Source organism: Phocaeicola barnesiae DSM 18169 = JCM 13652, assembly GCF_000374585.1.
Lineage (GTDB): Bacteria > Bacteroidota > Bacteroidia > Bacteroidales > Bacteroidaceae > Phocaeicola > Phocaeicola barnesiae.
This window is the reverse complement of sequence record NZ_KB894647.1, coordinates 95,569-121,550: the sequence shown is the minus strand read 5'-3', so window position 1 is coordinate 121,550 and position 25,982 is coordinate 95,569. Positions and strand designations below refer to the sequence as shown.

At 46.9% G+C, this 25,982-nt stretch carries 19 protein-coding genes; 14 read left to right on the top strand and 5 right to left on the bottom strand.

All coding sequences use genetic code 11. The features are described from left to right. Positions 1–82: 82 nt before the first annotated feature. The 8 genes from C510_RS0106630 to C510_RS0106590 all read left to right on the top strand — a co-directional run bounded on the left by C510_RS0106630 (position 83) and on the right by C510_RS0106590 (position 11,023). Positions 83–2,734 (top strand): TonB-dependent receptor, encoded by a 2,652-nt coding sequence (locus tag C510_RS0106630; protein ID WP_025892428.1) that lies wholly within the window; start codon positions 83–85, stop codon positions 2,732–2,734. Positions 2,735–2,907: 173 nt separating this feature from the next. Beyond that, positions 2,908–4,290 (top strand): hypothetical protein, encoded by a 1,383-nt coding sequence (locus C510_RS0106625; RefSeq protein ID WP_018710556.1) that lies wholly within the window; start codon positions 2,908–2,910, stop codon positions 4,288–4,290. Positions 4,291–4,643: 353 nt separating this feature from the next. Then, positions 4,644–5,585 (top strand): metallophosphoesterase, encoded by a 942-nt coding sequence (locus C510_RS0106620; protein ID WP_051086625.1) that lies wholly within the window; start codon positions 4,644–4,646, stop codon positions 5,583–5,585. Positions 5,586–5,937: 352 nt separating this feature from the next. Beyond that, positions 5,938–7,449, top strand: coding sequence for an acetyl-CoA carboxylase biotin carboxylase subunit (gene accC, locus C510_RS0106610; RefSeq protein WP_018710553.1), 1,512 nt, complete (start codon positions 5,938–5,940; stop codon positions 7,447–7,449). A gap of 14 nt (positions 7,450–7,463) precedes the next feature. After that, positions 7,464–7,982, top strand: a complete 519-nt coding sequence (locus C510_RS0106605) for an acyl-CoA carboxylase biotin carboxyl carrier protein subunit (protein ID WP_025892430.1) — start codon at positions 7,464–7,466, stop codon at positions 7,980–7,982. A gap of 2 nt (positions 7,983–7,984) precedes the next feature. Beyond that, entirely contained in the window at positions 7,985–9,517 is a 1,533-nt protein-coding gene (locus tag C510_RS0106600) for an acyl-CoA carboxylase subunit beta (protein WP_018710551.1), read from the top strand. Positions 9,518–9,677: 160 nt separating this feature from the next. Further along, the gene (locus C510_RS0106595; protein ID WP_022339922.1) at positions 9,678–10,217 is read left to right on the top strand and encodes a TlpA family protein disulfide reductase; all 540 of its coding nucleotides are present in this window, start codon (positions 9,678–9,680) and stop codon (positions 10,215–10,217) included. Continuing rightward, positions 10,214–11,023, top strand: coding sequence for an N-acetylmuramoyl-L-alanine amidase family protein (locus C510_RS0106590; RefSeq protein WP_018710549.1), 810 nt, complete (start codon positions 10,214–10,216; stop codon positions 11,021–11,023). Before C510_RS0106595 ends, C510_RS0106590 begins: the two co-directional genes overlap by 4 nt. A 133-nt stretch (positions 11,024–11,156) precedes the next feature. Here C510_RS0106590 and C510_RS0106585 read toward each other — a convergent pair whose 3' ends face one another. The 4 genes from C510_RS0106585 to C510_RS0106570 form a co-directional block, all read right to left on the bottom strand. After that, complete coding sequence (locus C510_RS0106585) at positions 11,157–12,122, bottom strand: hypothetical protein (RefSeq protein ID WP_022339920.1); 966 nt, start codon at positions 12,120–12,122, stop codon at positions 11,157–11,159. Positions 12,123–12,377: 255 nt separating this feature from the next. Further along, the gene (gene recA, locus C510_RS0106580) at positions 12,378–13,433 is read right to left on the bottom strand and encodes a recombinase RecA (RefSeq protein WP_018710547.1); all 1,056 of its coding nucleotides are present in this window, start codon (positions 13,431–13,433) and stop codon (positions 12,378–12,380) included. Positions 13,434–13,448: 15 nt separating this feature from the next. Further along, positions 13,449–13,898: a thioredoxin-dependent thiol peroxidase gene (gene bcp, locus C510_RS0106575; protein ID WP_018710546.1), complete on the bottom strand. Its 450-nt coding sequence runs from the start codon at positions 13,896–13,898 to the stop codon at positions 13,449–13,451. A gap of 117 nt (positions 13,899–14,015) precedes the next feature. Next, positions 14,016–15,209 carry a saccharopine dehydrogenase family protein gene (locus C510_RS0106570; RefSeq protein WP_018710545.1) on the bottom strand — a complete coding sequence of 398 codons (1,194 nt, stop codon included), beginning with the start codon at positions 15,207–15,209 and terminating at the stop codon, positions 14,016–14,018. 210 nt (positions 15,210–15,419) lie between these two features. Between C510_RS0106570 and C510_RS0106560 the strand changes: the two genes are divergently transcribed. Then, positions 15,420–16,220 carry an META domain-containing protein gene (locus C510_RS0106560; RefSeq protein WP_025892431.1) on the top strand — a complete coding sequence of 267 codons (801 nt, stop codon included), beginning with the start codon at positions 15,420–15,422 and terminating at the stop codon, positions 16,218–16,220. A gap of 195 nt (positions 16,221–16,415) precedes the next feature. Here the strand turns inward: C510_RS0106560 and C510_RS0106555 are convergent, their stop codons facing one another. Further along, on the bottom strand, positions 16,416–20,027 hold the full coding sequence (locus C510_RS0106555; RefSeq protein ID WP_018710542.1) for a glycosyl hydrolase 2 galactose-binding domain-containing protein: 3,612 nt from the start codon (positions 20,025–20,027) through the stop codon (positions 16,416–16,418). 617 nt (positions 20,028–20,644) lie between these two features. Here C510_RS0106555 and C510_RS0106550 point away from each other — a divergent pair. From C510_RS0106550 to C510_RS0106530, 5 genes are read left to right on the top strand one after another with little or no spacing between them, the layout of a single operon-like run. Beyond that, entirely contained in the window at positions 20,645–21,268 is a 624-nt protein-coding gene (locus C510_RS0106550) for a TetR/AcrR family transcriptional regulator (protein ID WP_018710541.1), read from the top strand. After that, on the top strand, positions 21,265–22,521 hold the full coding sequence (locus C510_RS0106545; RefSeq protein ID WP_018710540.1) for a TolC family protein: 1,257 nt from the start codon (positions 21,265–21,267) through the stop codon (positions 22,519–22,521). The genes C510_RS0106550 and C510_RS0106545 overlap by 4 nt, the downstream gene beginning before the upstream one ends. A gap of 1 nt (position 22,522) precedes the next feature. Further along, entirely contained in the window at positions 22,523–23,428 is a 906-nt protein-coding gene (locus tag C510_RS0106540; RefSeq protein ID WP_025892433.1) for an HlyD family secretion protein, read from the top strand. Further along, positions 23,425–24,885, top strand: coding sequence for an ATP-binding cassette domain-containing protein (locus C510_RS0106535; RefSeq protein ID WP_018710538.1), 1,461 nt, complete (start codon positions 23,425–23,427; stop codon positions 24,883–24,885). The genes C510_RS0106540 and C510_RS0106535 overlap by 4 nt, the downstream gene beginning before the upstream one ends. Position 24,886: 1 nt before the next feature. After that, a complete protein-coding gene (locus tag C510_RS0106530) occupies positions 24,887–25,978 on the top strand; it encodes an ABC transporter permease (RefSeq protein ID WP_025892434.1) in 1,092 nt (363 codons plus the stop codon). The last annotated feature ends 4 nt before the right edge of the window (positions 25,979–25,982 follow it).

Below are 25,982 nucleotides of genomic sequence, written 5' to 3'. Positions count from 1 at the left end.
AAAGATGTCACAGGATTGAAATATACTTGAAACGACCATGAAAATCGCCTCCAGTACTTTTGCCGCAGTTAAAAAAAAGGACATGAAATCGAAATGGATATTAGGAGCCTGCCTGCTGGCGTCAGTAAATGCACAGGCATGGGATTTGAAAGGTAAAATCAGGGATGCGCAGACAGGGGAGGAAATTATCGGTGCATCGGTGGTCGTGAAGGAAGAACCTACTCAGGGTGCGGTGACTGGTCTGGATGGTTCGTTCAATCTTTCCGTTGGTAGAAAAAAATATACATTGGTCTGTTCCTATGTAGGCTACCAGAAGTACGAAGTTGTGGTAGACGGCAGCAAGTCGGAAATCGAAATTCCGCTGAAGAGTGACGATGTGCTGTTGGAGGGCATTACGGTGATTGCCAGCAATCCGGGACGGACCGAGGCCGGTGCCCGGGGGATCGAAAAACAGGCGATGAATGTGGTGAACGTCATGAGTGCCAAAGCCATGGAACTTTCTCCGGACATCACAGTGGCGAATGTTATTCAGCGAATGTCGGGTGTGACTGTGGAACGCAACAGTAGTGGTGAAGGACAATATGCCATTTTACGTGGAATGGACAAGCGTTATAACTATACGTTGATTAATGGAGTGAAGATTCCGAGTCCGGATAATAAGAACCGTTTTGTGCCGTTGGATATTTTCCCGTCCGAGATGTTGGACCGCCTGGAAGTAACCAAGTCGTTGACGGCCGATATGGAGGGTGATGGTATTGGAGGAGCGGTGAATCTGGTCATGAAAGATGCTCCTTCTGAACGCCAGTTTACAGCTAATCTTTCTACCGGTTACAATGCGATGTATTTCGATCGTGACTTCCAGTCGTTCAATTATGGGGATATTGCCAAGCAGTCGCCTTATGAAGCAATGGGAAAACCGGAAGATTATAAGGTGACCATGGATAATTTTCGTATGTCCAATTTGCGGATGGACTGGAAGAAGCCGTTACCGGACCTGACGGCTGGTATTTCTTATGGTGACCGTTTCTTCAATAATAAATTGGGAGTCATGCTGGCAGGAAGTTTCCTGAATACCTACCGAGGAAAAGAAAGCCAGATTTATTATCAGCCGGGTACCACGCATTATGGTATCGACTATCGGAACTATTCGTCACAACAGACTCGTGCAGGAGTGCATGCCAAATTGGACTACACCATTAATGATAATCACAAGCTGACCTGGTATAACGGTTATATGGATATGAGCGAGGCCGAAGTGCGTGACGGACAGGACGACAAGGAACGTCAGGTACGTATGAAATGGAACCATCAGTACATCTTCAATTCTACGCTGAAAGGAGAACATCTGTTCCTGGAAAACGGTAAACTGAAACTGGACTGGTCGGCTGTATGGTCGAAGGCATTCAGCGAAACTCCGGACAATGCTGAAATTTATCTGCAAGGTACACATGTACAGACTTCAGGAGCTGCCGTACGCCGTTGGGAGCATAATTCCGATCAGGACAAGGCTGCTTACGTGAATCTTTCATATAAATTACAGAATGCCGCAAACGGGACATTCGATTTCTCGGTCGGTGGTATGTATCGCGATAAGAAACGTGACAGTTTCTTCAATGAATATACTTTTAATTCGGCTACCGGAAGTAAGGATCCTCAGTACTTGGGTGAAGACTGGAATAATTTCGATGAAATACTTCTTACACCGCGTCCGTATGGAAACATAGGTGATCCGCTGAACTACGATGCGACCGAACGCATCGGGGCGGCTTATGGGATGGTGAAGTATACGTATGGTAAATGGGAATTCATTGCCGGGGTGCGTATGGAACATACCAATCAGGGATATGTACTGAAATTTGCCCGTGATGTAGACCCTGAAGGCAACCAGAAATATACTGATATCTTGCCGAGTTTTCACACCAAATACAATGTACACGAGAATGCGAACCTGCGTTTTTCTTATGCACGTTCCATCAATCGGCCCAGTTTCTTCGAAATTGTTCCTTACAGCATCATCAATGAGGACTACAAGGAAAAAGGAAATCCCGATTTGAAACATACGGTAGCCGACAACGTCGATGTGCGTTATGAATTTTTCCCACGCTCTTCGGAACAGTTTATGGTGGGAGTGTTCTATAAGAAACTGGATAATCCGATAGAATACGGGCTGATTAATGAAGGACAGGATACTTATTATAAACCGATGAACTTTGGTACGGCCCGTAACCTGGGTGCGGAAATCGATGTAATGAAATATTTCAACTGGTTTGGTATCAAAGCCAATTATACCTATACCCATTCGAAGGTAACGACAGACAAACGGGTGATGGACGGTTCGGAAGTGACCTCCAAGCGTCAGTCACGTCCGTTGTTCGGACAGGCTGCTCATGTGGCTAACCTCTCGTTTCTGTTCAAGGACACTAAGCATGGTTGGGAAGGACAGTTGGCTGGAAGCTATACCGGCAAACGTCTGAGTGATATTTCTAACTGGTATGACGATGACATTTGGGAAGACGGATATTTCCAACTGGACGCTTCTGTAGAAAAGAGTTGGAAGAACGGTATCAGTGTTTTTGCCAAAGCTTCGAACCTGCTTGATATTCCTTTGCTCCGATTCATTCAGAAGGGGCCGCATACAGCCGATGTGGATTCGGAACGTAAGGATGGTAATGTCATCGAGCGTAAGGAATGGCACGGACAGTCCTTCATGTTGGGAATCCGGTACAGATTGTGATTGATTTTTACTTTTCTTTTGGACAGCCAATAGAAAAAAGGTAACAAAAAGAAAAACCGCCGGTTCAAAACTAAGGCCGGGATTTATTCCGATTGGAAATAAATGTAAGAGGGATTATTTGATTAGAAATTTAACTATAGCAAACGAACGTTTTAACAAGTATTTTTTAAGGTATGAAATTCAATGCATTTTTAGTAGGTGCGACTTTGATGTCGATGACATTTGTCGCTTGTAGTGATGACGAACCGGTGAAAGACAACGGTGGAAATAGCGAAGGTGGCGACAATCCTCCTGTGGAAGAGGTTGTTTCCGGCGAAGTAGAAGGTGTATGGACTGCCAATTCCATTGTCAAGGTAGGTGGACACATCACAGTACCGGCAGGCAAGAGTCTGACCATCGAACCGGGTGTACAGGTTATTTTCGATGATAACGGAGTAGGTGTGAACCATGTGCCTATTGAATTTACGGTAGATGGCAATCTTTATTGCGAAGGTACAGCCGAAAACCCGATTCTGTTTTCAGTAGCTGAAGAAGACCGTGTAGAGGAAAATATCTTTGCCGGATTGTGGGGAGGTATCGTTGCTTCAGAATCGTGCGAGGAAATGCTGATAGATCATACCGTGATTGAATATACGGGAGGACAGGTAGTAGAAGGTTCTCCGGCTGCAACAAACGGTGTATATACTGCCGGTGACGACGCTTATCCGCAGATTACTACCAATAATATCAACGGCCGCTATGTTATTACCAATTCTGTATTGCGTAACGGATGGTCGGACGGTATCTACCTGATGGGAGGTAATGCTATCATTGCCGATAATATTTTTGCTGCCAATGGTTATGACGGTGCCGAAGCTGTCAATGTAAAAGCCGGATGTACAGTCGATGTAGCCGGAAACATTATGTTCAGCCCGAATACGAATGGTCTGAAACTTTCCAGTTCAGGTCAGAGCGAGAACCGCGGACAGGCCAAGATTCAAGTGTATAACAATACTATCTTGAATGCCGGCTGGCGTCGTGACGGTGAAAAAGGAGGAGGTATCTATGTAGAAAAGAATGCCTTGGTAAATGTCATCAACAATCTGGTAGTGAACTGTAAGTTCCGTGCTATGACTCCGAACTATACAATTCCTAACAATCCGGACGAAGGTTATGCTTCTGCTTCAGTTATCGACTACAACTATTATGCATCAGGCAGCCAGAAGAGTGATATCGTTTACGAAGAAGAGAGTGGTGTGGCTTATGCATGGCAAGGATATAACTATGACCACGAAAATTATTATACCGGTGTAGTTGACAAGAACAGTATCATTGCAACCGAAACAGATTCAAAAGATCCGATGTTCGTAAACTATGGATTTAATGAAGTTCCTTTGACTGACTACGTGTATGATGAAAACTGGGATTTCCATGTAAAGGCTGGCTCACCGGTTCTGGAAGGTACTTATCCGGGCAATGATATCGTTCCTTATTTTGCTGGAGGTCTGACTGTAAACGGACAGTCTTATGAATCACCGGCCATCCAGGGACATTTCGGTGCTTATGGAGCCAACTGATTGGGATAAACAAGCTCCCTAATATACATTTTATATACATTCCTTTTGGGGTCCGGTATCGAAGTGATTCAATATCGGACCTTTTTAGTTTACGGACCGTCAGAGAATAAAAAAATTGTATCGGATGTCTGTTTTTTGGATTTTTTTCAGTTTTGTATATCAATTTTGCATCAGAAAAAACGAACGGACGTTTCCTTCGAAACGTGCTCGCGTTTTCCTGAAAACGAACGGACGTTTTGCATCAAACGTGCGCATGTTTTATCCGGAACGAACGGACGTCTTGGCACGGATGCGGTCAAGGTCCCGGTGAATGATGATTCAGACAGAAATATAACATTAAAATTTGAAGACTTATGATTTCAATGAGAAAAGTAGTAATGACTCTTTGTCTGGTTGGGGTGTCGATGGTGGCTTTTGCCCAACCGGAAGTATGGAAAACCCTGGAGAAGCCGTTGAACTTCCTGTTGGCAAACGATTTGGGCCGCAACGGATATTACGACCAGAAGCCGATAGCCGAACTGATGGGTAATTTGGCCGAGGAGGTTGGGATAGAATGTGTGGTAGCCGCCGGCGATGTTCACCATTTCGAAGGGGTGCGGAGTGTGAACGACCCACTTTGGATGACCAACTACGAATTGATTTACAAACATCCGGAACTGATGTTGCCGTGGTATGCCATCCTGGGTAACCATGAATACCGGGGCAATACGCAGGCACCGATTGACTATACGCAGGTGAGTGCCCGTTGGAACATGCCCGACCGTTATTACACGAAGGTGGTGGAGAACGATGGTGTAACTGTCCGTCTGGTCATGATTGATACCTCCCCACTGATGGACAAATACCGGGAAGATACGGAGAAATATCCCGATGCCTGCAAGCAGGACATCAACAAACAGTTGGCCTGGATGGATTCGGTGCTGACTTCGGCCAAGGAAGACTGGGTACTCGTAGTAGGCCATCACCCCATCTATGCCGAGACTTCGAAAGAAGATTCCGAACGGCTGGATTTGCAGAAACGGGTGGATACCATCCTGCGCAAGCATGCCAATGTCGATATGTACCTGTGCGGACACATCCATAATTTCCAGCACATCCGCGTGCCGGGCAGTCACCTGGATTATGTGGTGAATACTTCCGGTTCGTTGAGCCGCAAGGTGAAGCCGATAGAAGGAACCCAGTTCTGCAGCAGTGAGACCGGCTTCTCACTGATTACGGCCGACAAGCAGGTATTGAACCTGCATCTTATCAACAAGGACGGTAAGGTACTTTATACGGTAAAAAGAACAAAATAAAACAGCTGCTCCGGTTGTTCCGGGGCCTTTCTGAAAAAGGTATCTGTCTGTGCTCAGGCACGGGTAGATACCTTTTGAGGTTTACGGACAAGCCTGGAAAAGGGCGTTTTTCTGTATTTTGCCAACTGGACATTACTTTTTTGCAGGAATTGGCCTTTTTCTCTTTGTTTATCGGAAAAACATGCTATGCAACCTAAAAAAACACTATCCAAAACAGTTTTATCTTTTTTTTTTTCTAATTTTGCACAGTTTTAGGTTGGATGTGCTAAGCCGTGAAGGACTCTTCCAGCCGTTTTGTCCGCCCATAATGGGTCTTGACAATCAATTGAAGACAATTATTAATACATGAAGCATGATACAGAAAGTATTGATCGCTAACCGTGGTGAAATAGCTGTACGTGTAATGCGCTCTTGTCGTGAGATGGGCATCCGTACCGTAGCAGTTTTTTCCGAAGCCGACAGAACGGCGCGCCACGTACTTTATGCAGATGAGGCTTGCCTGATAGGTCCGGCAGCTTCTCGTGAAAGTTACCTGAACATTGATAAGATCATTATGGCGGCCAAACGTCATGGAGCGGATGCCATCCATCCGGGATATGGTTTCTTGTCAGAAAATTCTGAGTTTGCACGCCGTTGCCGGGAAGAAGGCATCATTTTCATTGGTCCTGATCCGGAAACAATGGATGCCATGGGTGATAAGATTTCGGCACGTAAGCACATGATTGCAGCCGGTGTTCCGGTTGTTCCGGGTACTGAACAGCCGCTTCAGAGTGTAGAAGAGGCTAAGGAAATCTGTAACCGCATCGGTTATCCGGTAATGCTGAAAGCTTCCATGGGTGGTGGCGGTAAAGGTATGCGTCTGATTCATTCTGTCGACGAAGTGGAAGAAGCATACAATACAGCCCGTTCTGAATCGATGTCTTCGTTCGGTGACGATACCGTTTATCTGGAAAAGTTCGTGGAAGAACCGCATCACATTGAATTCCAGATTTTGGGTGATAATTACGGAAATGCTGTACATCTGTTCGAACGTGAGTGTTCTATCCAGCGCCGTAACCAGAAGATTGTGGAAGAGACTCCGTCTCCGTTCGTGACTCCGGAACTGCGCCAGAAGATGGGTGAAGCCGCTGTAGCTGCTGCCAAGGCTGTAAACTACAAAGGTGCCGGTACCATCGAATTCCTGGTAGACAAGCACCGTAACTTCTACTTCCTGGAAATGAATACCCGTCTGCAGGTAGAACATCCGATTACCGAAGAGGTGGTAGGTGTGGACCTGGTGAAGGAACAGTTGCGTGTAGCCAGCGGTGAGCCGTTGCACTTCAAGCAGGAAGACCTGAAACAGCGTGGTCACGCCATCGAATGCCGTATCTGTGCCGAGGACTCTGAAAATAACTTCATGCCTTCGCCGGGTGTTATCCGTCAGCTGATGGAACCGAACGGTATCGGTGTACGTATCGACAGCTATGTATACGAAAGCTACGAAATTCCTATCTATTATGACCCGATGATCGGTAAGCTGATTGTATGGGCTACTACCCGTCAGTTCGCCATCGAACGTATGCGCCGTGTGCTGTATGAATATAAGATTACCGGTCTGAAAACCAACATCGGTTACTTGCGCCATATCATGCACGTACCTGATTTCGTAGAAGGACATTACAATACATTGTTCATCCCGAAACATCAGGAAATGTTGAAGGAATGGGCCGGAAAGAAAGAGGAAGATACAGAAAATATCGCCATGATTGCTGCTTACATCGATTATCTGATGAATTTGGAAGAGAACCGTACCGCTTCATCGGATAATCGTCCGATTAGCCGCTGGCGTGAATTCGGTCTGCAGAAAGGTGTATTACGTATCTAATAACAAGGAAAATTATGGAAATACATATTGGAAACAGAGTTGCTGACGTTACTTTGGTCAGCAAGGAAGGAAACAAGGTACAATTGACTATCGATGGAGTTCCTTATGATGTAGACATCGTGATGGCTGAAAACGGTAGTTGTTCCATTCTGCACGACGGACAATCCTACAATGCCGAGCTGATTCGCAAAGAAGGAGGTAAGAGTTATACAGTCAACGCACATTATCAGTCGTACAATATCGATATTATCGACTCTCAGGCCAAATATCTGCGTATGCGTAAGGGGGCCGAAGAAAAGCAGCAGGACAAGATTGTTTCGCCGATGCCGGGTAAGGTAGTCAAGGTGCTGGTGAAAGAAGGTGATTGTCTGCAGGCTGGCGACATTGTGGTTGTGATTGAAGCCATGAAGATGCAGAGTAACTATAAAGTAAACAGCGAATGTGTAGTCAAGGAAATTCTGGTGAAGGAAGGAGATTCTGTCAACAGTAATCAGGTTATCATGACTCTCGACGTAAAAAAAACGGATGAATAATTATGACAGCAGAAGAACAATATAAGAAATTCGAAGAGCTGGACAAACTGGCTTCTCAGGGTGGAGGTATAGAGCGTGTGGAAAAACAGCATGCAAACGGTCATATGACTGCCCGCGAACGTATCGACATGTTGCTCGATAAAGGTACCTTCAATGAAATTGACAAATTCGTGGTTCATCATTGTACCGATTTCGGAATGGACAAGAAGCACATTCCGGGTGACGGTATTGTTTGTGGCTACGGTAAGATAGACGGTCGTCTGGTATATGTCTATGCCTACGATTTTACTGTTTATGGCGGTACACTGAGTGCTACCGGCGCAAAGAAAATCGTTAAGGTTCAGGAATTGGCCTTGAAGAACGGTGCTCCGATTATTGCATTGAATGACTCGGGAGGTGCCCGTATTCAGGAAGGTGTAGGCAGTATCTCCGGTTATGCTTCTATTTTCTATCAGAATACCATCGCATCAGGTGTTATTCCGCAGATTTCAGCTATTTTGGGTCCGTGTGCAGGAGGTGCTTGTTATTCTCCGGCATTGACTGACTTCATCTTCATGGTGAAGGAAAAGAGCCACATGTTCATTACCGGTCCGGACGTAGTGAAAGCCGTTACTCACGAAGAAGTGGATAAGGAAGAATTGGGTGGTGCTTATACACACAGCAGCAAGAGTGGTGTCACTCATTTCTTGTGCGACAATGAAGAGGAGACTTTGATGAGTATCCGCGAACTGTTGAGCTTCCTGCCATCCAACAACATGGAAGATGCTCCGATTCAGCCTTGCTCGGATGATATTCGTCGTGCCGATGAATCTCTGATGAGTGTGATTCCGGACGATCCGAACATGCCGTACGATATCAAGAACATCATTGAACCGGTAGTGGATAACCAGTACTTCTTCGAAGTAATGCCGCATTTTGCCAAGAATATTGTTGTAGGTTTTGCTCGTCTGGGCGGACGTTCGGTTGGTATTGTAGCCAATCAGCCGGCTTATCTGGCAGGTGTATTGGATATCGATGCTTCCGACAAGGCTTCGCGTTTCATTCGTTTCTGCGACTGCTTCAATATTCCTATCGTTACGTTCGAAGATGTTCCGGGCTTCTTGCCGGGATGTACACAGGAACACAATGGTATTATCCGTCACGGTGCTAAGATTGTATACGCATATGCAGAAGCTACTGTTCCTAAGATTACAGTCATTACGCGTAAGGCTTATGGTGGTGCTTATATTGTAATGAACAGTAAACCTATCGGTGCCGATGTGAACTTCTCTTATCCGACAGCCGAAATCGCTGTGATGGGTGCCGATGGCGCTGTAAACATCTTGTACCGCAAGGCTACTCCGGAGGAAAAGGCTCAGGCCATTGAAGATTACAAGGAGAAATTCTCGAATCCGTACCGCGCTGCCGAACAGGGTTATATCGATGAAATCATCCTGCCGCGCGATACCCGTTTCAAACTGATTCAGGCTTTGGAAATGACTCAGAACAAGAACCAGAGCAATCCGCCGAAGAAGCACGGTAACATGCCGCTCTAATCGGAAGGGATACTATAAACTTCAGAAAGGTATCTGTTTTCCTGAAAAAAGGAGAGCAGATACCTTTTTTTGTCGAGTAATTTAGTCATTACATGTTAAAACTTTCGGCTCTTTCTTTTCCTTTTTTGTAACTTTGGCCGGTTATAAATATGTATCTATGATGAAGAAGTTATTGATGTTGGCAGCCATGCTCGGCTGTTTGTGGAGTACTGTACCGGTACAGGCTCAGCAGGTGACTCCTGATGCTGCAGGATATATCGTCAAGGTGGGCGATACGGCCCCCGATTTCGAAATGACATTGACAGACGGTCAAAAGGTGAAACTTTCCGATTTGCGTGGAAAAGTAGTTATGTTACAGTTTACGGCGAGTTGGTGTGGCGTGTGCCGGAAGGAGATGCCTTTCATAGAGAAGGATATTTGGCAGAAGCACAAAGACAACACTGCGTTTGCACTTTACGGCATCGACCGTGATGAACCGTTGGAACGTGTCAAAGCCTTTGCCAAGCAAACTAAAGTGACTTATCCTTTGGGATTGGATCCGGGAGCCGATATATTTGCCAAATATGCGGAACGTGAAGCTGGTATTACTCGTAATGTCTTGATTGATAAGGACGGTAAGATTGTGTTGATGACTCGTCTTTATAACGAAGAGGAATTCGCTTCCTTGTGTAAGAAAATCGATGAACTGTTGGCCCGATGAGAACAAAATTGTGGACATTAGGCCTGTGCTGTCTGTTGTTGCTTTGTCCTTCATTGGATGCAAAGGATAAGAAGAAGCACTACGAACCGCTGTTCGGGAAGGCTCAGGCATCGTATTCAGTTACCTCCAGTTCGTTGAAAGGAGCTGTCTTTTACTTGGTGAGCGGTCATGGAGGACCCGACCCGGGCTGTATCGGTCATTATCAAGGAAAGGAACTTCATGAGGATGAATACGCGTATGACATTATTCTTCGTTTGGGCCGGGAACTGCTGAGGCGTGGGGCCAAAGTATATTTCATTATCCAGGACAAGAAGGACGGGATACGTGAGACTGCAATCCTGAATAACAGTAAGCGGGAAACATGTATGGGTAAACCGATTCCTTTGAATCAGGTGGCCCGTCTGCGGCAACGTTGTGAAGCTATCAACGGATTGTATCGGAAAGACAAGAGTAACTACAAGCGTGCCATCTTCATCCATATCGACAGTAGGAGTAGAGGTAAGCAGACCGATGTCTATTTTTATCATGCTCCCGGCAGTAAATATGGAAAGCGTTTGGCTACCCAGTTGCAGAAGACTTTCCGTGCCAAATATGACCGGCATCAGCCGAATAGAGGGTTTGACGGTACTGTGAGTGAACGTAATCTTTTTGTGCTTCGTACTGCTATTCCGTATTCAGTCTTCATGGAGTTAGGCAATATTCAGAACAAACAGGATCAGAAGCGCTTGGTCATTCCCAGTAACCGTCAGGCTTTAGCTAACTGGATTACTGATGCGATAGTGGCCGACTATAAAAAGTCAAAGTAATAACATCTTGTAAAGACGGGTGACAAGTCATTCGGTATGTCGGTACTGATTGAGCTTCATATAATAGAAAAGCCGTCTGATAGTGATTCATTTTTTGCTATCAGGCGGCTTTTATTCGATTGTATATATAGCCTTACTTGGAAACTGGCTTCAATACAGCTTTTATACGGCTGATGATCTCCGGATTCGGAACGTCTGCTTTGTTTATCAGGGTAAGGGCAAAATTATCGGCTAGAATTTCTTCCGGATGGATGACGTAAGAAGTGTTCTTTCCGACTTGGTCGTAGAAATCGGTAGCGTCGTCCAGGCTGTAGATGATTGTTTTTCCGTCTTGTTGCAGCGGTATCATCTCTTCATTCAGCGGAACCAAACCTATTTTCAGGTAATCGAAAAGACTACCGTTGCTGTAAGGTTTTTCCGTATAGATAATCATGGTGCATTTCTGGGCATTTCCACCGATGGTATAAGTTGCATAGCTGTCATAGCTACTAATGTCCGGATTGGAGATACGTTTCTCAAGCATTTCTGCCGGGAAATTGATTTCTCTGTCCAATACGGTAAATCCGATAGTTTGATACATGGCACTCTTGAAGTTACGGTCAGTCCGGGTCATCAGGTGAAACAGTTCATGGGCCATCAGCCGTGTCAGATCGTCTTCTGACAGTTCGTTAAGTGCCTTCTCACCAACAGCAATCCAGTTTTCACGGGTATAGGCGAGCGCACCTCCTTCTTCTGCCATTCCGGATTTCAGCAGGATGATTTCACCCGGTACGGGTAAGGTGTATTTCTGTTTCCGTATTTCTGTTTCGATGGCGGTCATGGCCTTTTTGATTTTTTCCTTATCGGCGTCGCTCCAGTTACGAGCTTCGTTCATACCGAGCGTCAGTAACTGTGATTTACGTCCTCCTTGCTTCTGTAGGCGTGCTTCTATATCGAATTGATTCAGTTGGCTGGTGTAAGAATCAATGTCTGTCACGAGCATTTGCGCTTCGGCCTGTGTAGCGAACCGATAGGTCAAGGCGCTTTTTTTCGATTGCGCTATAGCCATTACGCTAAGCATGCAGAATGAGACTGCTGTCAGTAAAAATTTCCATTTCATAATTCTGTGGTAATAGATTTAATATGTTTAGCTTGTATTGAATGGTTGTAAATATACAGTATTATTTCTGTATATACTAACTTTCTTCTTTAAAAGCGTTGGGTTAACCATGTTTTTTTGAAAAAATCCAAAAGAAAAGGTTCTTTTTCTCCAAGAATTTCTCTTGAAAAGATATAAAAGAACTCCTATAAACATCACTTCGGGTATGCAGAGTGAAGTTTATAGGAGTCTGTGGAAGAGATAACCGTAAACCGGTTATTCCTTATCTTTCAAAGCATCGAATATCAATGCTTCCAGTTCGTCTGCCAGTTCCGGATTATCCTGGATGCACTGTTTGGCTGCATCACGGCCTTGTCCCAGTTTGGTATCGTTGTAGCTGTACCATGAACCGCTTTTCTTGATAATTCCAAGCTCGGCGCCCAAGTCGATGATTTCACCACTGCGGGAGATACCTTCGCCGAACATGATATCGAATTCAGCTTTGCGGAAAGGAGGGGCCACTTTGTTCTTCACTACCTTTACGCGTACCTGGTTACCGATGATTTCTTCACCGTCTTTCAGTTGGGTAGCACGACGGATATCCAGACGTACAGAAGCGTAGAACTTCAAAGCGTTACCGCCGGTAGTAGTTTCCGGGTTACCGAACATGACACCAATCTTCTCACGCAACTGGTTGATGAAGATACAGGTTGTATTGGTCTTGCTGATAGCTGAAGTCAGTTTACGTAAGGCCTGTGACATCAGGCGGGCCTGCAAACCAACCTTGTTGTCTCCCATATCTCCTTCGATTTCCGCTTTCGGAGTCAGCGCTGCTACCGAGTCGATGACGATGATATCGATGGCAGAGGAACGGATAAGCTGTTCGGCGATTTCCAGTGCCTGCTCACCGTTGTCCGGCTGTGAAATCCACAGGTTGTCAATGTCTACTCCCAGTTTGGCTGCATAGAAACGGTCGAAAGCGTGTTCTGCATCGATGAAGGCAGCGATGCCTCCAGCCTTCTGGGCTTCGGCAATGGCATGTATTGCCAGTGTAGTCTTACCGGAAGATTCCGGACCGTAGATTTCGATGATACGTCCTTTCGGATAGCCGCCTACACCCAAAGCTGCATTCAGGGCAATGGAGCCTGTCGGAATCACTTCGACTTCCTGTACATGGTCGTCACCCATCTTCATGATGGAGCCTTTACCGAAGCTTTTTTCGATTTTATCCATGGCAGCCTGCAAGGCTTTCAGTTTTTCGGTATTATCGGGTCTGGGAGTCGATGTACCATCGATGCCCCCTTCAAATTCCAATTCGTCTTTTTTAGCCATAAGTCATTTGTTGTTTTACTGAAGAATCTGTTTGGCGTGGTCTTTCGTCTTCACTTCTTTGGGAGAAATGATACGTTCGATGACACCTTCTTCGTTGATGATAAATGTTGTACGGAAAGTTCCCATATATTTCCGTCCGTACATGCTTTTTTCGCCCCATACGCCGAATTCCTGAACCAGTTTCAGGTCTGTGTCTGCTATCAGGGTAAAGGGAAGTTCATTCTTCTCGATAAATTTCTGATGCGATTTGGCATCATTGATACTTACACCAATGACTTCGTATCCGGCAGCCCGGAGTTCGGCGTAATTGTCGCGCAAGTTGCATGCCTGTGCGGTACAGCCGGAAGTCATGTCTTTCGGGTAAAAATAAAGTACCACTTTCTTTCCCTTGTAATCACTCAGGCGGATTTCTTCGCCTTTCTCGTTCAGACCGAGGATTTCGGGGGCTTTGTCTCCTACATTCATATTTTATCGGTGATATAAAGTAAGAATGAAGAATATCAGGTTGAAGTATTCTTCATTCTTACAGAGGATTCTAATTTAATGATTGATAAACGGGACCTAAACAGTTTCTAGCTGAAATTACAGTTCTAGGTCGCCGTCGAATACTTCGTGCCAAGGCAGTCCGTACAGATTCAGCGCTTCCATGAATGGATCCGGATCGAATTCTTCCACGTTCCATACACCCGGACGTTTCCACAATCCTTTCAGGAACATCATGGCACCGATCATGGCCGGTACACCGGTGGTGTAGCTGACTCCCTGCATACCTGTTTCCTGGTAAGCGGCCTGATGCGAACAGTTGTTGTATACGTAGTAGGTACGTTCCTTACCGTCTTTAATACCACGGATACGGCAGCCGATAGAAGTTTCGCCTTCGTAGTTTTCGCCCAAATCCTGTGGATTCGGCAAAACAGCTTTCAGGAACTGCAACGGAACGATTTCCATGCCGTTATAGTTGATCGGTTCGATGCTGGCCATACCGATGTTCTGGATAACACGCAGGTGAGTCAGGTATTCCTGGCCGAAGGTCATCCAGAATCGTGCACGCTTGATAGTCGGGAAATTCTTCACCAGTGATTCCAGTTCTTCGTGGTAAAGCAGGTATGAATCACGCGGACCAATGTTCGGATATGTCAAGTCTTTGTGGAATTCCAGCGGTTTGGTTGTCACCCATTTGCCATCTTCCCAGTAGCGTCCGTTCTGTGTGATTTCACGGATGTTGATTTCCGGGTTGAAGTTGGTGGCAAATGCTTTGTGGTGATTTCCTGCGTTACAGTCAACGATGTCCAGGTAGTGCATTTCATCGAAATGATGTTTGGCAGCGTAAGCGGTATATACTCCACTTACTCCCGGGTCGAAACCGCAGCCCAGGATAGCTGTCAGACCGGCATCTTCGAAACGTTTCTTGTAGGCCCATTGCCAGCTGTATTCGAAGTGTGCTTCGTCTTTCGGCTCATAGTTGGCTGTATCCAGGTAGTTGACTCCGGCTTGCAGACATGCTTCCATGATAGTCAGGTCCTGATAAGGGAGCGCTACGTTGATGACGATTTCAGGTTTGAAACTGTTGAATAAAGCCACCAGTTCGTCTACATTGTCAGCATCTACCTTTGCCGTTTTGATGTTCGGGTTACCGATTGCTTTCACAATCGCGTCACATTTAGACTGGGTACGGCTCGCAATCATCACTTCTGTAAATACTTCCGGATGTTGGGCTACTTTGTGTGCAACCACGGTACCTACACCGCCTGCACCGATAATCAATACTTTACTCATTTATCTATTATCTATTTGCTTGTCATTTATAAGTCCGGTAAATGTTACCGTTCACTATGCAAAGATAGAAAAATTTTCCATACCTGATGCAGTATTCGGCAGATATGCGTATTTTTGTTTCAGAATAGAGAACCGGATGTGTAGAAAATGTTTCCGTGAACATTTTATCCGTTTTTCTGTTGTATATAAAGAAACCAAATAAAACATAACATGAGAAAAACATTTTTGGGAGTTGCAGCATTGGCTGCATGCATGATGATGAGTTGTAAATCAAGTAAGCAGGTTGCTACTGTGGACCTTTCGGGCGAATGGAACATTGTTGCTGTCGACGGTCAGGAGCTGACTGCTACTGAAAAGCCGTTTATCGGTTTGGATATGGCTAACAAGAGTCTGCATGGCAACGCCGGTTGCAACAGTCTGTTGGGTAACTTTGAATTGGATTCTATCCATCCGGGAACCATCCGTTTCACTCAGGTGGGCGCTACACGCATGATGTGTCCGGATATGGAAACAGAGACAAAAGTACTGGCAGCTTTGAACAAAGTAGCTGGTTACGATGAGACAGCCGAGGGGGTTGTGTTGACTGATGCCGAAGGCAATGCATTGCTGACACTGGAAAAGCGTGAGGCTCCGGCAGTGTCTGTCAATGATTTGAAAGGAGAATGGATTATCTCTCATGTAGAAGGTGAAGAAGTAGGAAAAACAGAAAACGTTCCGTTCATCTCTTTGAATGTGGATGAAAAGACCCTGCATGGTAATGCCGGCTGCAATATCATCAACGGTGGTTTCGAGCAGGATGCCGACCAGCCTTCATCATTGCGTTTTTCGCAGGTCATTTCTACGATGATGGCTTGTCCGAATATGGAAACTGAAGGTAAGATTCTTCAGGCCTTGAACAAGGTTCATTCTTTTGCGAAAGGACAGGCAGATGGCACCATGGTGTTGATGGATGAAAACGGTGCTGAAGTGATGATGTTGCAACAGAACGTTGGTGAGCCGTTGACAAAATAAGTCGATTTTAAATGCTGATATATCTGTCTGTAGGTGGATAATCCGCTTGCAGACCGTTTTTTTTGTCTTTTACGGAATTATTCCCGGAATGTGCCGGTTCATGAATGTCTTGGCATGAGGTAATAAAAACGAAACGGGACCGGTAAAGTCTGCATGGACGATACCAGTCCCGTTGATACGCTCTATTGATTTCTTTTATTTACTGATTTCCTTTACATTATATCCGGAGATGTTAAATATCGGATTGTTTCCACGGGTATCAACATCTTTCCAGCGTATAGTGATTACTTTCTTCTCTTTTGGCAGTAAGGCGAAATAATTGTCGGAATAGAGGATAGGCAGGAACTGGTCGCCGTCCTTATCTCCTGTGACGTTGACACGAATCATCAAGGCCGGAACAGAAGCCGGATTTTCAAGGGTTACAGTCGCTGTCCAGTCGCCTTTTTCGTTCCGGCTGGCTTCCGATTGACAATTCAAGCTAACTTGAGGAAGCTGCTTCAGTGCCTGATAGTTGTTCTCTTCCAGACTACGGTGATAGAAATTGTCGGAAACAACGTTTCCGTTCTCTGTCAGCCATAGTTTCAGAAAGTGGACTTGAGACAGGTTTTCCGGAAATTCCAGTCGGATACATTTCTCGGTCGTATCTTCGCGGCTGTTTACGGTTGCTGTCTTTTCCCAGGCTACACTGCCATCCATGTTCAGTATCTGTACTTTGGCTGTCAGGTTGTTCCGTGTTCCGGCACTGTAGTTTACTACTTCCACTTCGTCGGTGGCCGGATTCCACTGGATATGTAGCGGTTCGGATGCCTTTTTGATGGCGAAGTAGGCGGCTGTCGGTTCCAGGTAATAATCGTAGGTCTGCCATACCATGGAAGGCCAACAGGAATGACTCATCCACATGAGGAGCCCCATGCGGTTCTTGCTTCTGGATTCGAACAGGCTGCGGTGTCCGTCGTAGTTCACCCATTGTGCCAGTTCGGCAAACTCTTTTGCATTCTGTGGTTCTCCATATCCTTTGGCAATGATTTCGTTGAAGGAAGTTGCCCCCTGTGCGCCTTCCAGGGTATAGTCGTGCATGCCCCATTCGTGTGATTGTGGCCACATTCCTTCGGGCGAGTAGGTCCGTTTGAATCCTTCGTACGTGAGTACATTCGGCATACCGCGTTCGCTGTGGAACTTGTCGTTTCCGGTTTCCAGGGTGAAATAAGTCTTGGCAGGAAGCATGCGGTAAGGCCCGTGTCCGCTTACGACTTCATCGGCCGAGCTGGGGATATAGTGCATACCCGGATGTCCGTCGCGGACTATCCGGCGCAGAGCCTTATCGATGATTTCCGGTGGGAAACCTTCGTTACGTCCACAGTAGAGACCGATGGATGCATGGCTACGGATACGGCGTACATAATCTTCTGCATTGGCGATGAACATATCCGGATAATAAGGGTCGGGTCCGTCTGCCGGGTTTGCCAGCCAGAAGTCTTGCCAAACCATGATACCATGGCGGTCGCACGCTTCGTAGAGTTCTTCATCACCAATCATACCTACCCAGTTGCGCATGATGTTGAAATTCATGTCGGCGTGGTAGGCAATGGCGGCGTCATATTCACGAGCCCGGTAGTTCAGGTTCGATTCGCTGAATCCCCAGTTTCCTCCCCGTCCGATGAAACGTCTGCCGTTGATATACATGTTCAGTATCTGATGGTCCTCGTTGTAGGTCATCTGTCGGATACCGGCTTTGTAATTCACTTGGTCTGATACTTTATCTCCTGTCTTGAAGGTAAAGCTGGCATCATAGAGGTAAGGGTCTCCATAGCCTTTCGGCCACCACAGGTGTGGGTGACGCATGGTCAGTTGCGGGTAGTCGGAAGCCTTGAAGACAATCTCCTGTTCCTCTCCGGCTTTCAGTGAGACTTCCCGTTCGAAACGGATGTCGCCGATGCTTCCTTCCAAAACACCTTTGATGTCTTTGCTGTCGTGGTTCTTGACAAAGGCTCTGGCTGTGAGTTGTACAGAAGTCGTATCGGGTAAGGGAAGTACGCTTTCTATCAGCGGGTCACTTACGGTTACAGCTCCGGTAGTGACCAGTTTCACGTCGTTCCAGATACCGATGTTTCTGCCTCGTACGGTTGAAATCCAGTCCCAACCGATGGTAGCATGGAAGGTAGGGTTGTCAGCACCCAGGATACCGCCATTGAAATCGGTGCTTTGTTTGTTCTTTTCCTTGATGGCTCCGATGTGGCTGTTCCTGATGATTTCTACAGCAAGTACATTCGTGCCTGGTTTCAAGAGCGAAGTTACATCTAGGTTTCCGCGGATAAAGGCTCCTTCGATATCGCCGGCCTTTTTCCCGTTCAGGTATACGTGAGCCTTCCAGTTGATGCCGTCGAAGTTCAGAAATACTTTCTCGTTCTTGAAGTTGTCGGGTACTGTAAATTCGTTCCGGTACCAGAAATTGGAATTGAAGAACGATTCGGAGATGTTCAGCTGGTTGTCGGCATAATTCGGGTCGGGGATGGCACCGATGTTCTTATAGCTGTTCAATACGGTACCGGGTACTGTAGCGGTAATCCATCCTTCCGGTTGGAAGTCGGCAGTGGCAATTTCTTCGCCGGAATGCTTCACTTCCGAAGCCCGTTGCAGTTTCCAGTTGCCTCCTGAGAGTGTGAGGCTGTTTCCATCCGGGGCAGGTTGGGTTGCCGGGGTAGGAGTCAGTCCGCCTTTACCCATGACTTCGATTTCGCTGAGCAGGTAGGAGCCTTTCTTTTCCGGTTGTTCCATCAGTACACGTACATAGCGCGCTTTCCCTTTCACGGCTATTTCATCCGTTGTGTTTCCCCCTTCGGGTAGAGATGCGATGTCTTTCCAGTTCTTGGCATCGTCCGAAGTCTGAATTTTTCCTTGTCTGGCCTTGTTTATCCAGTGCAGAATGACTTTATCGAAAGTGGATACGCTTCCTAAGTCCACGTAAATCCATTCTTCCTGACCGGTGGCGCTCATCCAGGTGCTGTTGAAGAATTGCGACGGTTTCAGTTCGACCGGTTCGTTCTGGAGGTAGAAATTCAGGTCTGTCAGGTTCCAATAGGCCGCTCCCGGCATCTTCAACGCTATTTTATAATGGTTGTAGTCGCCAGACTGGGTAAGGGTGATATCTTCGTCGAGCAGCCGTACCGGAAGGTCTCCTTTTTCGCTCTGTTTGTTCGGGTCGGAGTGCATGGTGAAACGGGAGGCTTTCCCTGGGAGTCCGTTTCCGGTGATTTTCCCCAATTCCTGCCAGTCGGTTCCGTTATCAGAACCCAGGCATATCAGTTCGTAACCTTTTCCGGCTTTGTCTGCCTGGTAGGTGACGGAACCTCGCAGATGAACTTTATCGGCTTTCTTGCTGTAATTCTGTAGTGTAAACTGGAAGTAGGTATCTTCGCCTACGGCTGTATTACGTGAGTAAGGACCTTCGTCAATCATCCACTCCCGCTCTCTGCGTGGTTTTTCGCCATCGGGAGTAGATAGAATCAGGTATTGGGGAGGTTGGGTGCTGATGATACCGTCGGTGACAAGCTGTGCGGTCAGGTTGTAATCATAGCTGGAAGACTGATAAGCGGCACGTAGCAGGGCGATATTCCGGTAGGTGCTGTTCGGTTGTAACTCGGGCGAGAAGTCTTCCTGGGGACTTCCCGGATATTGTCCGATGCCTCGTGTGTAATAGTCTGAACGTACTGTGTGCTGAGTCGTCTGTTCAGAACAGCCGAAAGGTAGCAGAATCATGGTGGCGGCTACTCCTTTCAGTAAAATAGGTGGGAAATGCTTCAGATTCATAATGTGTATGGGTTGACTGTTTGTTTTGTCATTGTTTATCCGATAAGGCGTAAGGATAAGTTGGAGCCTATTTGTGTTGGCTGAACAACGCACCGTGCGTCAGTTGCTTTTCGTTGTCTGTACCACTGGAGCAGCAGACAGATAGTAGTAAGAATCGGTCTCATAGAATTTCAATTTCGGTTAATTAAAACATAACAAAGTAAGAAAGAATTGTGGATTTCTCCAAATAGGGAAGTGAGGATTTCTGGTCTGATTGTAATCAGAAAGGCGGGAGAGAAAAACGAACGGACGTTTGAATCAAAACGAACGGACGTTTGAATGAAGATGTCCGTTCGTTTGAGTTGAAACGCCTAGACGTTTTGAAGAATTTTCTTTCTGTTCCGTTCGTCTGTAGGCATTGTGTGGAATTTTTCCTGTTAACTGTCTGATTTATGGTTTGATTTTCCTCTTTTGTGATTCCTTTGTTGCCCGCTGGTTTGTATTCCCGATTGGGGCTGTAGCGGATTGTTTCGGGCTGGATGAAAAATTGTCTGTAATTTTTTCTCCGAACTCTTTGCAGATAAAAAACTCTTTCTTACATTTGTGTTTAACAACGGTGTTAATAAAAAGAGTAGGCTATGAAGAAAGAAGATAATACCGAACAGCTGATATTGAAAGCAGCTGAAGAAGAGTTTCTTGAAAAGGGATTTGTATTGGCCAAGACGACCGAAATAGCCAGGAGGGCAGGGGTGACGCATGCCATGCTACATTATTATTACCGAACCAAAGAAAATCTTTTCGAACAGGTGTTCCGGCAGAAAGTACAGTTGGTGGCAAAATCGCTCGATACTGCTTTCGATGAGCAATTGCCCTTCGCCCAGCAACTGGAAACGCTGATCCAGGTTCATTTTGAGTTTATCCAGGCTAATCCACGTTTGCCGTTTTTTATCTTGAATGAAATTTATCTGGACGAGAAGCGCCGGAAAATCTGCATTCCAATTCTCTTACCGGTCTTACGGCGTGTATTGGCGAATCTGACCAAGGCGCTGGATGCAGCGGCGGAGCGTGGAGAAATCCGGCAGGTAAACCCTTCCAATCTGTTGATGTCCATTTTTTCCCTGAATGTCATGGCTGGAATCGGACAACCGGTCATGCAGGCGATTTTAGGCTTGAATTGTGAGGAAATGGTGCAGTTCATGGCCCACAGAAAAGAGGAAATTTTTGAAACGATATGGAGTAGACTAAGAATTGTAAAATCATGAGAATCGGACGAATCATCGGATGCTTGCTGGGAATGTTCTTGCCGGTGGTAGGGATGGCTCAGCTCACGTTGCAGGAATGCCGGGAGTATGCCCGGCAGAATTATCCGGCCGTCAAGCAGTTGGATTTGCTGAAACGGACCGAGGAATTTACGTTGCAGAACATCAGAAAGGGGTATCTGCCACAGCTTGCAGTATCTGGAAAGGTTTCTTATCAGTCGGACGTCACAAAGTTGCCGTTTGATATTCCGGGGATTGAAACCGGTATGGAGAAAGACCAGTATCAGATTTCGGCGGAAGTGAACCAGTTGATTTGGGACGGTGGAGTTATCCGGAACCGGAAGGAGGCTACGCAGGCGGAGCACGCTGTCAAGCAACAGGAAGTGGAAGTCGGTCTTTATACGTTGAACGACAGGGTGGATGAACTGTTTTTCGGAGTGCTGCTCTGCGATGCCAAGTTGGAACAGAATGATTTGCTGAAGAAGCAGTTGGAACTGAACCATGCACAGGTACAGGCATGTATGAATGCCGGTACGGCCAATCAGGCGGACCTGGATGCGGTGAAGGTAGAACAGTTGGAAGCCGAACAGAACGAGGAGGAACTGAAGGCTTTCCGCAAATCGTATGCCGGAGTCTTAGGTTGGCTTATCGGTAGGCCGGAAACGGTCGGTGAGGTCTTTGTCCGTCCGGAAATACCTGCCGTTGGAAGTGGAGTGAACCGCCGTCCGGAGTTGAAGCTGTACGACCTGCAACGGACCAGTCTGGATGTACAGCGTAAGGGCTTGATGGCTCAGAATTACCCGAAGCTGGGACTGTTTGTGCAGGGGGCTTACGGCGATCCGGGGCTGAATATCCTGAAAGGAGGCTTTTCTCCCTATTATGTAGCCGGAGTGAAGCTGACCTGGAATATCGGTGGATTCTATACATTGAAGAACGACCGGAAACTGATTGAACTGAACCGTCACAACGTCGATATACAGCAGGAAATCTTTTTCCTGAACAGCCGGATGGAAACGGAACAGTCCAACAGGCAGGTGGATAAGTTGAGGGGGTTGATGAAGAGTGACGAGGAGCGGATTCGCTTGCGTGAGAATATCCGCCGGTCGGCCGAAGTGAAGATGACGAACGGTACGCTGACGGTTACGGAAATGCTTCGGGAAGTGCTGTCGGAAAACCAGGCACGGCAGGAGAAGGTGCTGCATGAGATAGAATTGTTACAGACGCTTTATGATTTGCAATATATAACCAACGAATGACATGAAAAAGGTGCTAGAAATCGTGATGGGTGTGGCCTGCATGGGGTTGGCATCCTGTGGAGGAGGCGATCTGGAATTTGACGCTTCCGGAATTTTTGAATCGACGGAGGTGGTGGTTTCTGCCGAGGCTACAGGAAAGATACTTTCACTGGAGGTGGAAGAAGGAGACTTGCTTTCTGCCGGTCAGCGGGTAGGGACGATTGATTCAGTCCAGCTTTATCTGAAGAAACTGCAGTTGGAGGCTAGTCTGCGCTCCATCGGTTCACGGAAGGCGGATATTGCCAAGCAGGTGGCGGCTACCCAGGAACAGATAGCCAAGACCGAAAAGGAACGGAAACGTTTCATGAGCCTGTTGGAGCAGCAGGCCGGTACACAGAAGCAGGTGGACGACCTGGAGTCTCAGCTTGAAGTCTTGAAGAAGCAGCTGGCTGCGCAATTGTCTACGCTGACCAAGGGCAATCAAGGGGTTTCCGATGAAAGTGACGCGATGGCTGTACAGGTGATGCAGGTAGACGACCAACTGAGCAAATGCCGGATCGTGTCTCCGCTGAGTGGGACGGTACTGGCTAAATACGCGGAAGAAGGAGAAGTGACGGCTGTCGGGAAACCGTTGTTCAAGGTGGCGGATATGGAGCATGTCTATCTGCGTGCCTATGTGGGTGCCGACCAGCTGACTCAGGTGAAGTTGGGACAGGAAGTGAAGGTTTACGCCGATTACGGAAAGGATGAACGGAAGGAATATCCCGGCCGTATCACGTGGATTGCTTCGCAGGCCGAGTTTACTCCCAAGACCATCCAGACTCGTGATGAACGTGCCAATCTGGTGTACGCTGTGAAGATTGCGGTGCAGAACGATGGGGCGTTGAAGTTGGGTATGTATGGAGAAGTGAAGTTGTTGGAGCCATGAAACCGCTGGTAACGATACACGATGTTTCCAAAAGTTACGGGAAGGTGCAGGCTCTGCAGCATGTCAGCCTGGAAGTCATGCCTGGTGAAATTTTTGGTATCATAGGTCCCGACGGGTCTGGCAAGACTTCGCTGTTCCGGATGTTGACTACTTTGCTGTATCCCGATGAAGGGGCAATTACAGTAAACGGATTCGATACGGTGAAGGATTACAAGGCTATCCGCCGCTGTGTGGGCTATATGCCGGGGCGATTCTCCCTTTATCCCGATTTGTCGGTGGAAGAGAATCTGGAGTTTTTTGCCACTCTTTTCGGAACAACAGTTCAAGAGAACTATCGGCTGATAGAAGCTATCTACAAGCAGATAGAGCCTTTCAAGAAACGGAAAGCCGGAAAACTTTCGGGGGGAATGAAGCAGAAGCTGGCTCTGAGTTGTGCGTTGATTCATAAGCCGGTCGTTCTGTTTCTGGATGAGCCGACTACGGGTGTAGACCCCGTATCGCGGAAGGAATTCTGGGAAATGCTCCGCCGTTTGAAGCAGGAGGGAATCACCATGCTGGTATCTACTCCTTATCTGGATGAAATCAAGTCGTGCGACCGTATGGCTTTTCTTTACCAGGGTGAATTGAAGGGAATTGATACTCCTGCCGTTATGTTGGAACGTTTTGCCGATATTCTTTGTCCGCCGGGATTACAGCGGGAAGAGGCCGTTTTGCAGCAGGAATATGCCATCGAAGTGAAAGACCTGGTGAAGCGTTTCGGCGACTTTACGGCTGTGGACCATATTTCATTCAGTGTCAGGAAGGGGGAAATTTTCGGTTTCCTGGGAGCGAACGGGGCAGGAAAGACTACTGCCATGCGTATGCTTTGCGGACTTTCGTACCCGACGGAGGGAACTGGTACTGTAGCCGGTTTCGATATCAATACCCAGCAGGAAGAGATTAAGAAACACATCGGTTATATGAGTCAGAAGTTTTCCTTGTATGATGATTTGAAGGTGTGGGAGAATATCCGTCTTTTTGCCGGGATTTACGGATTGGATGAGACTGTCATCAGAGAGCGTACGGAAGAGGTGCTGAAAGAACTGGGACTGGAGAAGGAACGGGATACCTTGGTCCGGTCTTTGCCTTTAGGCTGGAAGCAGCGTCTGGCATTTTCGGTGGCAACGTTTCATCGTCCGGAAATCGTTTTTCTGGATGAACCGACAGGAGGTGTCGATCCGAAGACCCGCCGTCAGTTTTGGGAGCTTATTTATCGGGCGGCAGACCGAGGCATTACAGTGTTTGTGACGACACATTATATGGATGAGGCCGAGTTCTGTGGACGGGTTTCCATTATGGTAGACGGATGTATCCGGGTATTGGGGACACCGGAAGAACTGAAGCGTACATTCGGTGAGAAAGATATGGATGGTGTTTTTCATCGGTTGGCCCGAGAGGCTACCCGTAAATCTGATTAAGATGAAACAGTTTTGGGCTTTTGTTAAAATAGAGTTTTATCACATATTCCGGGATAAGCGCACGATGCTTATCTTGTTGGGAATGCCTGTGATTCAGATCGTACTGTTTGGTTTCGCTATCTCTACGGAGCTGAAAAACAGTCGGGTAGGTGTACTGGATCCGGTATCCGACCGGACGACACGTCGTATCGTGGAACGGTTGGACGAGAACCGGTATTTCGATGTGGTGTGTTATCTGCATGATCCTCAGGAAATAGAGGATGCTTTCCGGCAGGGAAAAGTGGATGTAGTCGTTCAGTTTTCTCCGGATTTCGAGAATAACCTGTATCATACCGGGAATGCCGGATTGCAACTGGTAGTGGACGCTACCGACCCGAATACTGCCACAATGGCGGCCAATTATGCACAAGGGGTAATGGCTACGGCTTTACAGGAGGAAGGGCAGGCGCAGGTGGCCATCCAGACACATCTGTTGTTTAATCCGCAGATGAAGAGTGCCTATAACTTTGTACCGGGTGTGATGGGTTTGATCTTGATGTTGATTTGTGCCATGATGACTGCCGTATCCATTGTCCGGGAGAAGGAGACCGGAACGATGGAGGTACTGCTGGTTTCTCCCATCCGTTCGGTGTTCATCATCTTGGCGAAGGCCGTTCCATACCTGGTGCTGTCTGGAATCAACCTGACTACGATTCTTCTGCTTTCTGTGTATGTGTTGCATGTACCGGTGGCGGGAAGTCTTTTGCTTTTGGCATTCTTGAGTTTCCTCTTGATTGCGGTAGCCTTGGCTTTAGGGCTTTTTGTCTCTTGTCTGGTTGACAATCAGGTAGCTGCCATGTTGATTTCGGGTATGGTGCTGATGATGCCGGTCATGTTGCTTTCCGGCATGATTTTCCCGACGGAGAGTATGCCTGTAGTTCTGCTGTGGCTGTCGGATATCATCCCGGCCAAGTGGTATATTCTGGCTGTCAAGAAGGTGATGATTGAAGGGCTTGGTCTGGTTGCTGTATGGAAAGAAATCATTATTCTGTCTGTGATGGCTGTAGCTTTGATTGTGTTGAGTCTGGTAAAGTTTAAGGATCGTTTGGAATAAGGAG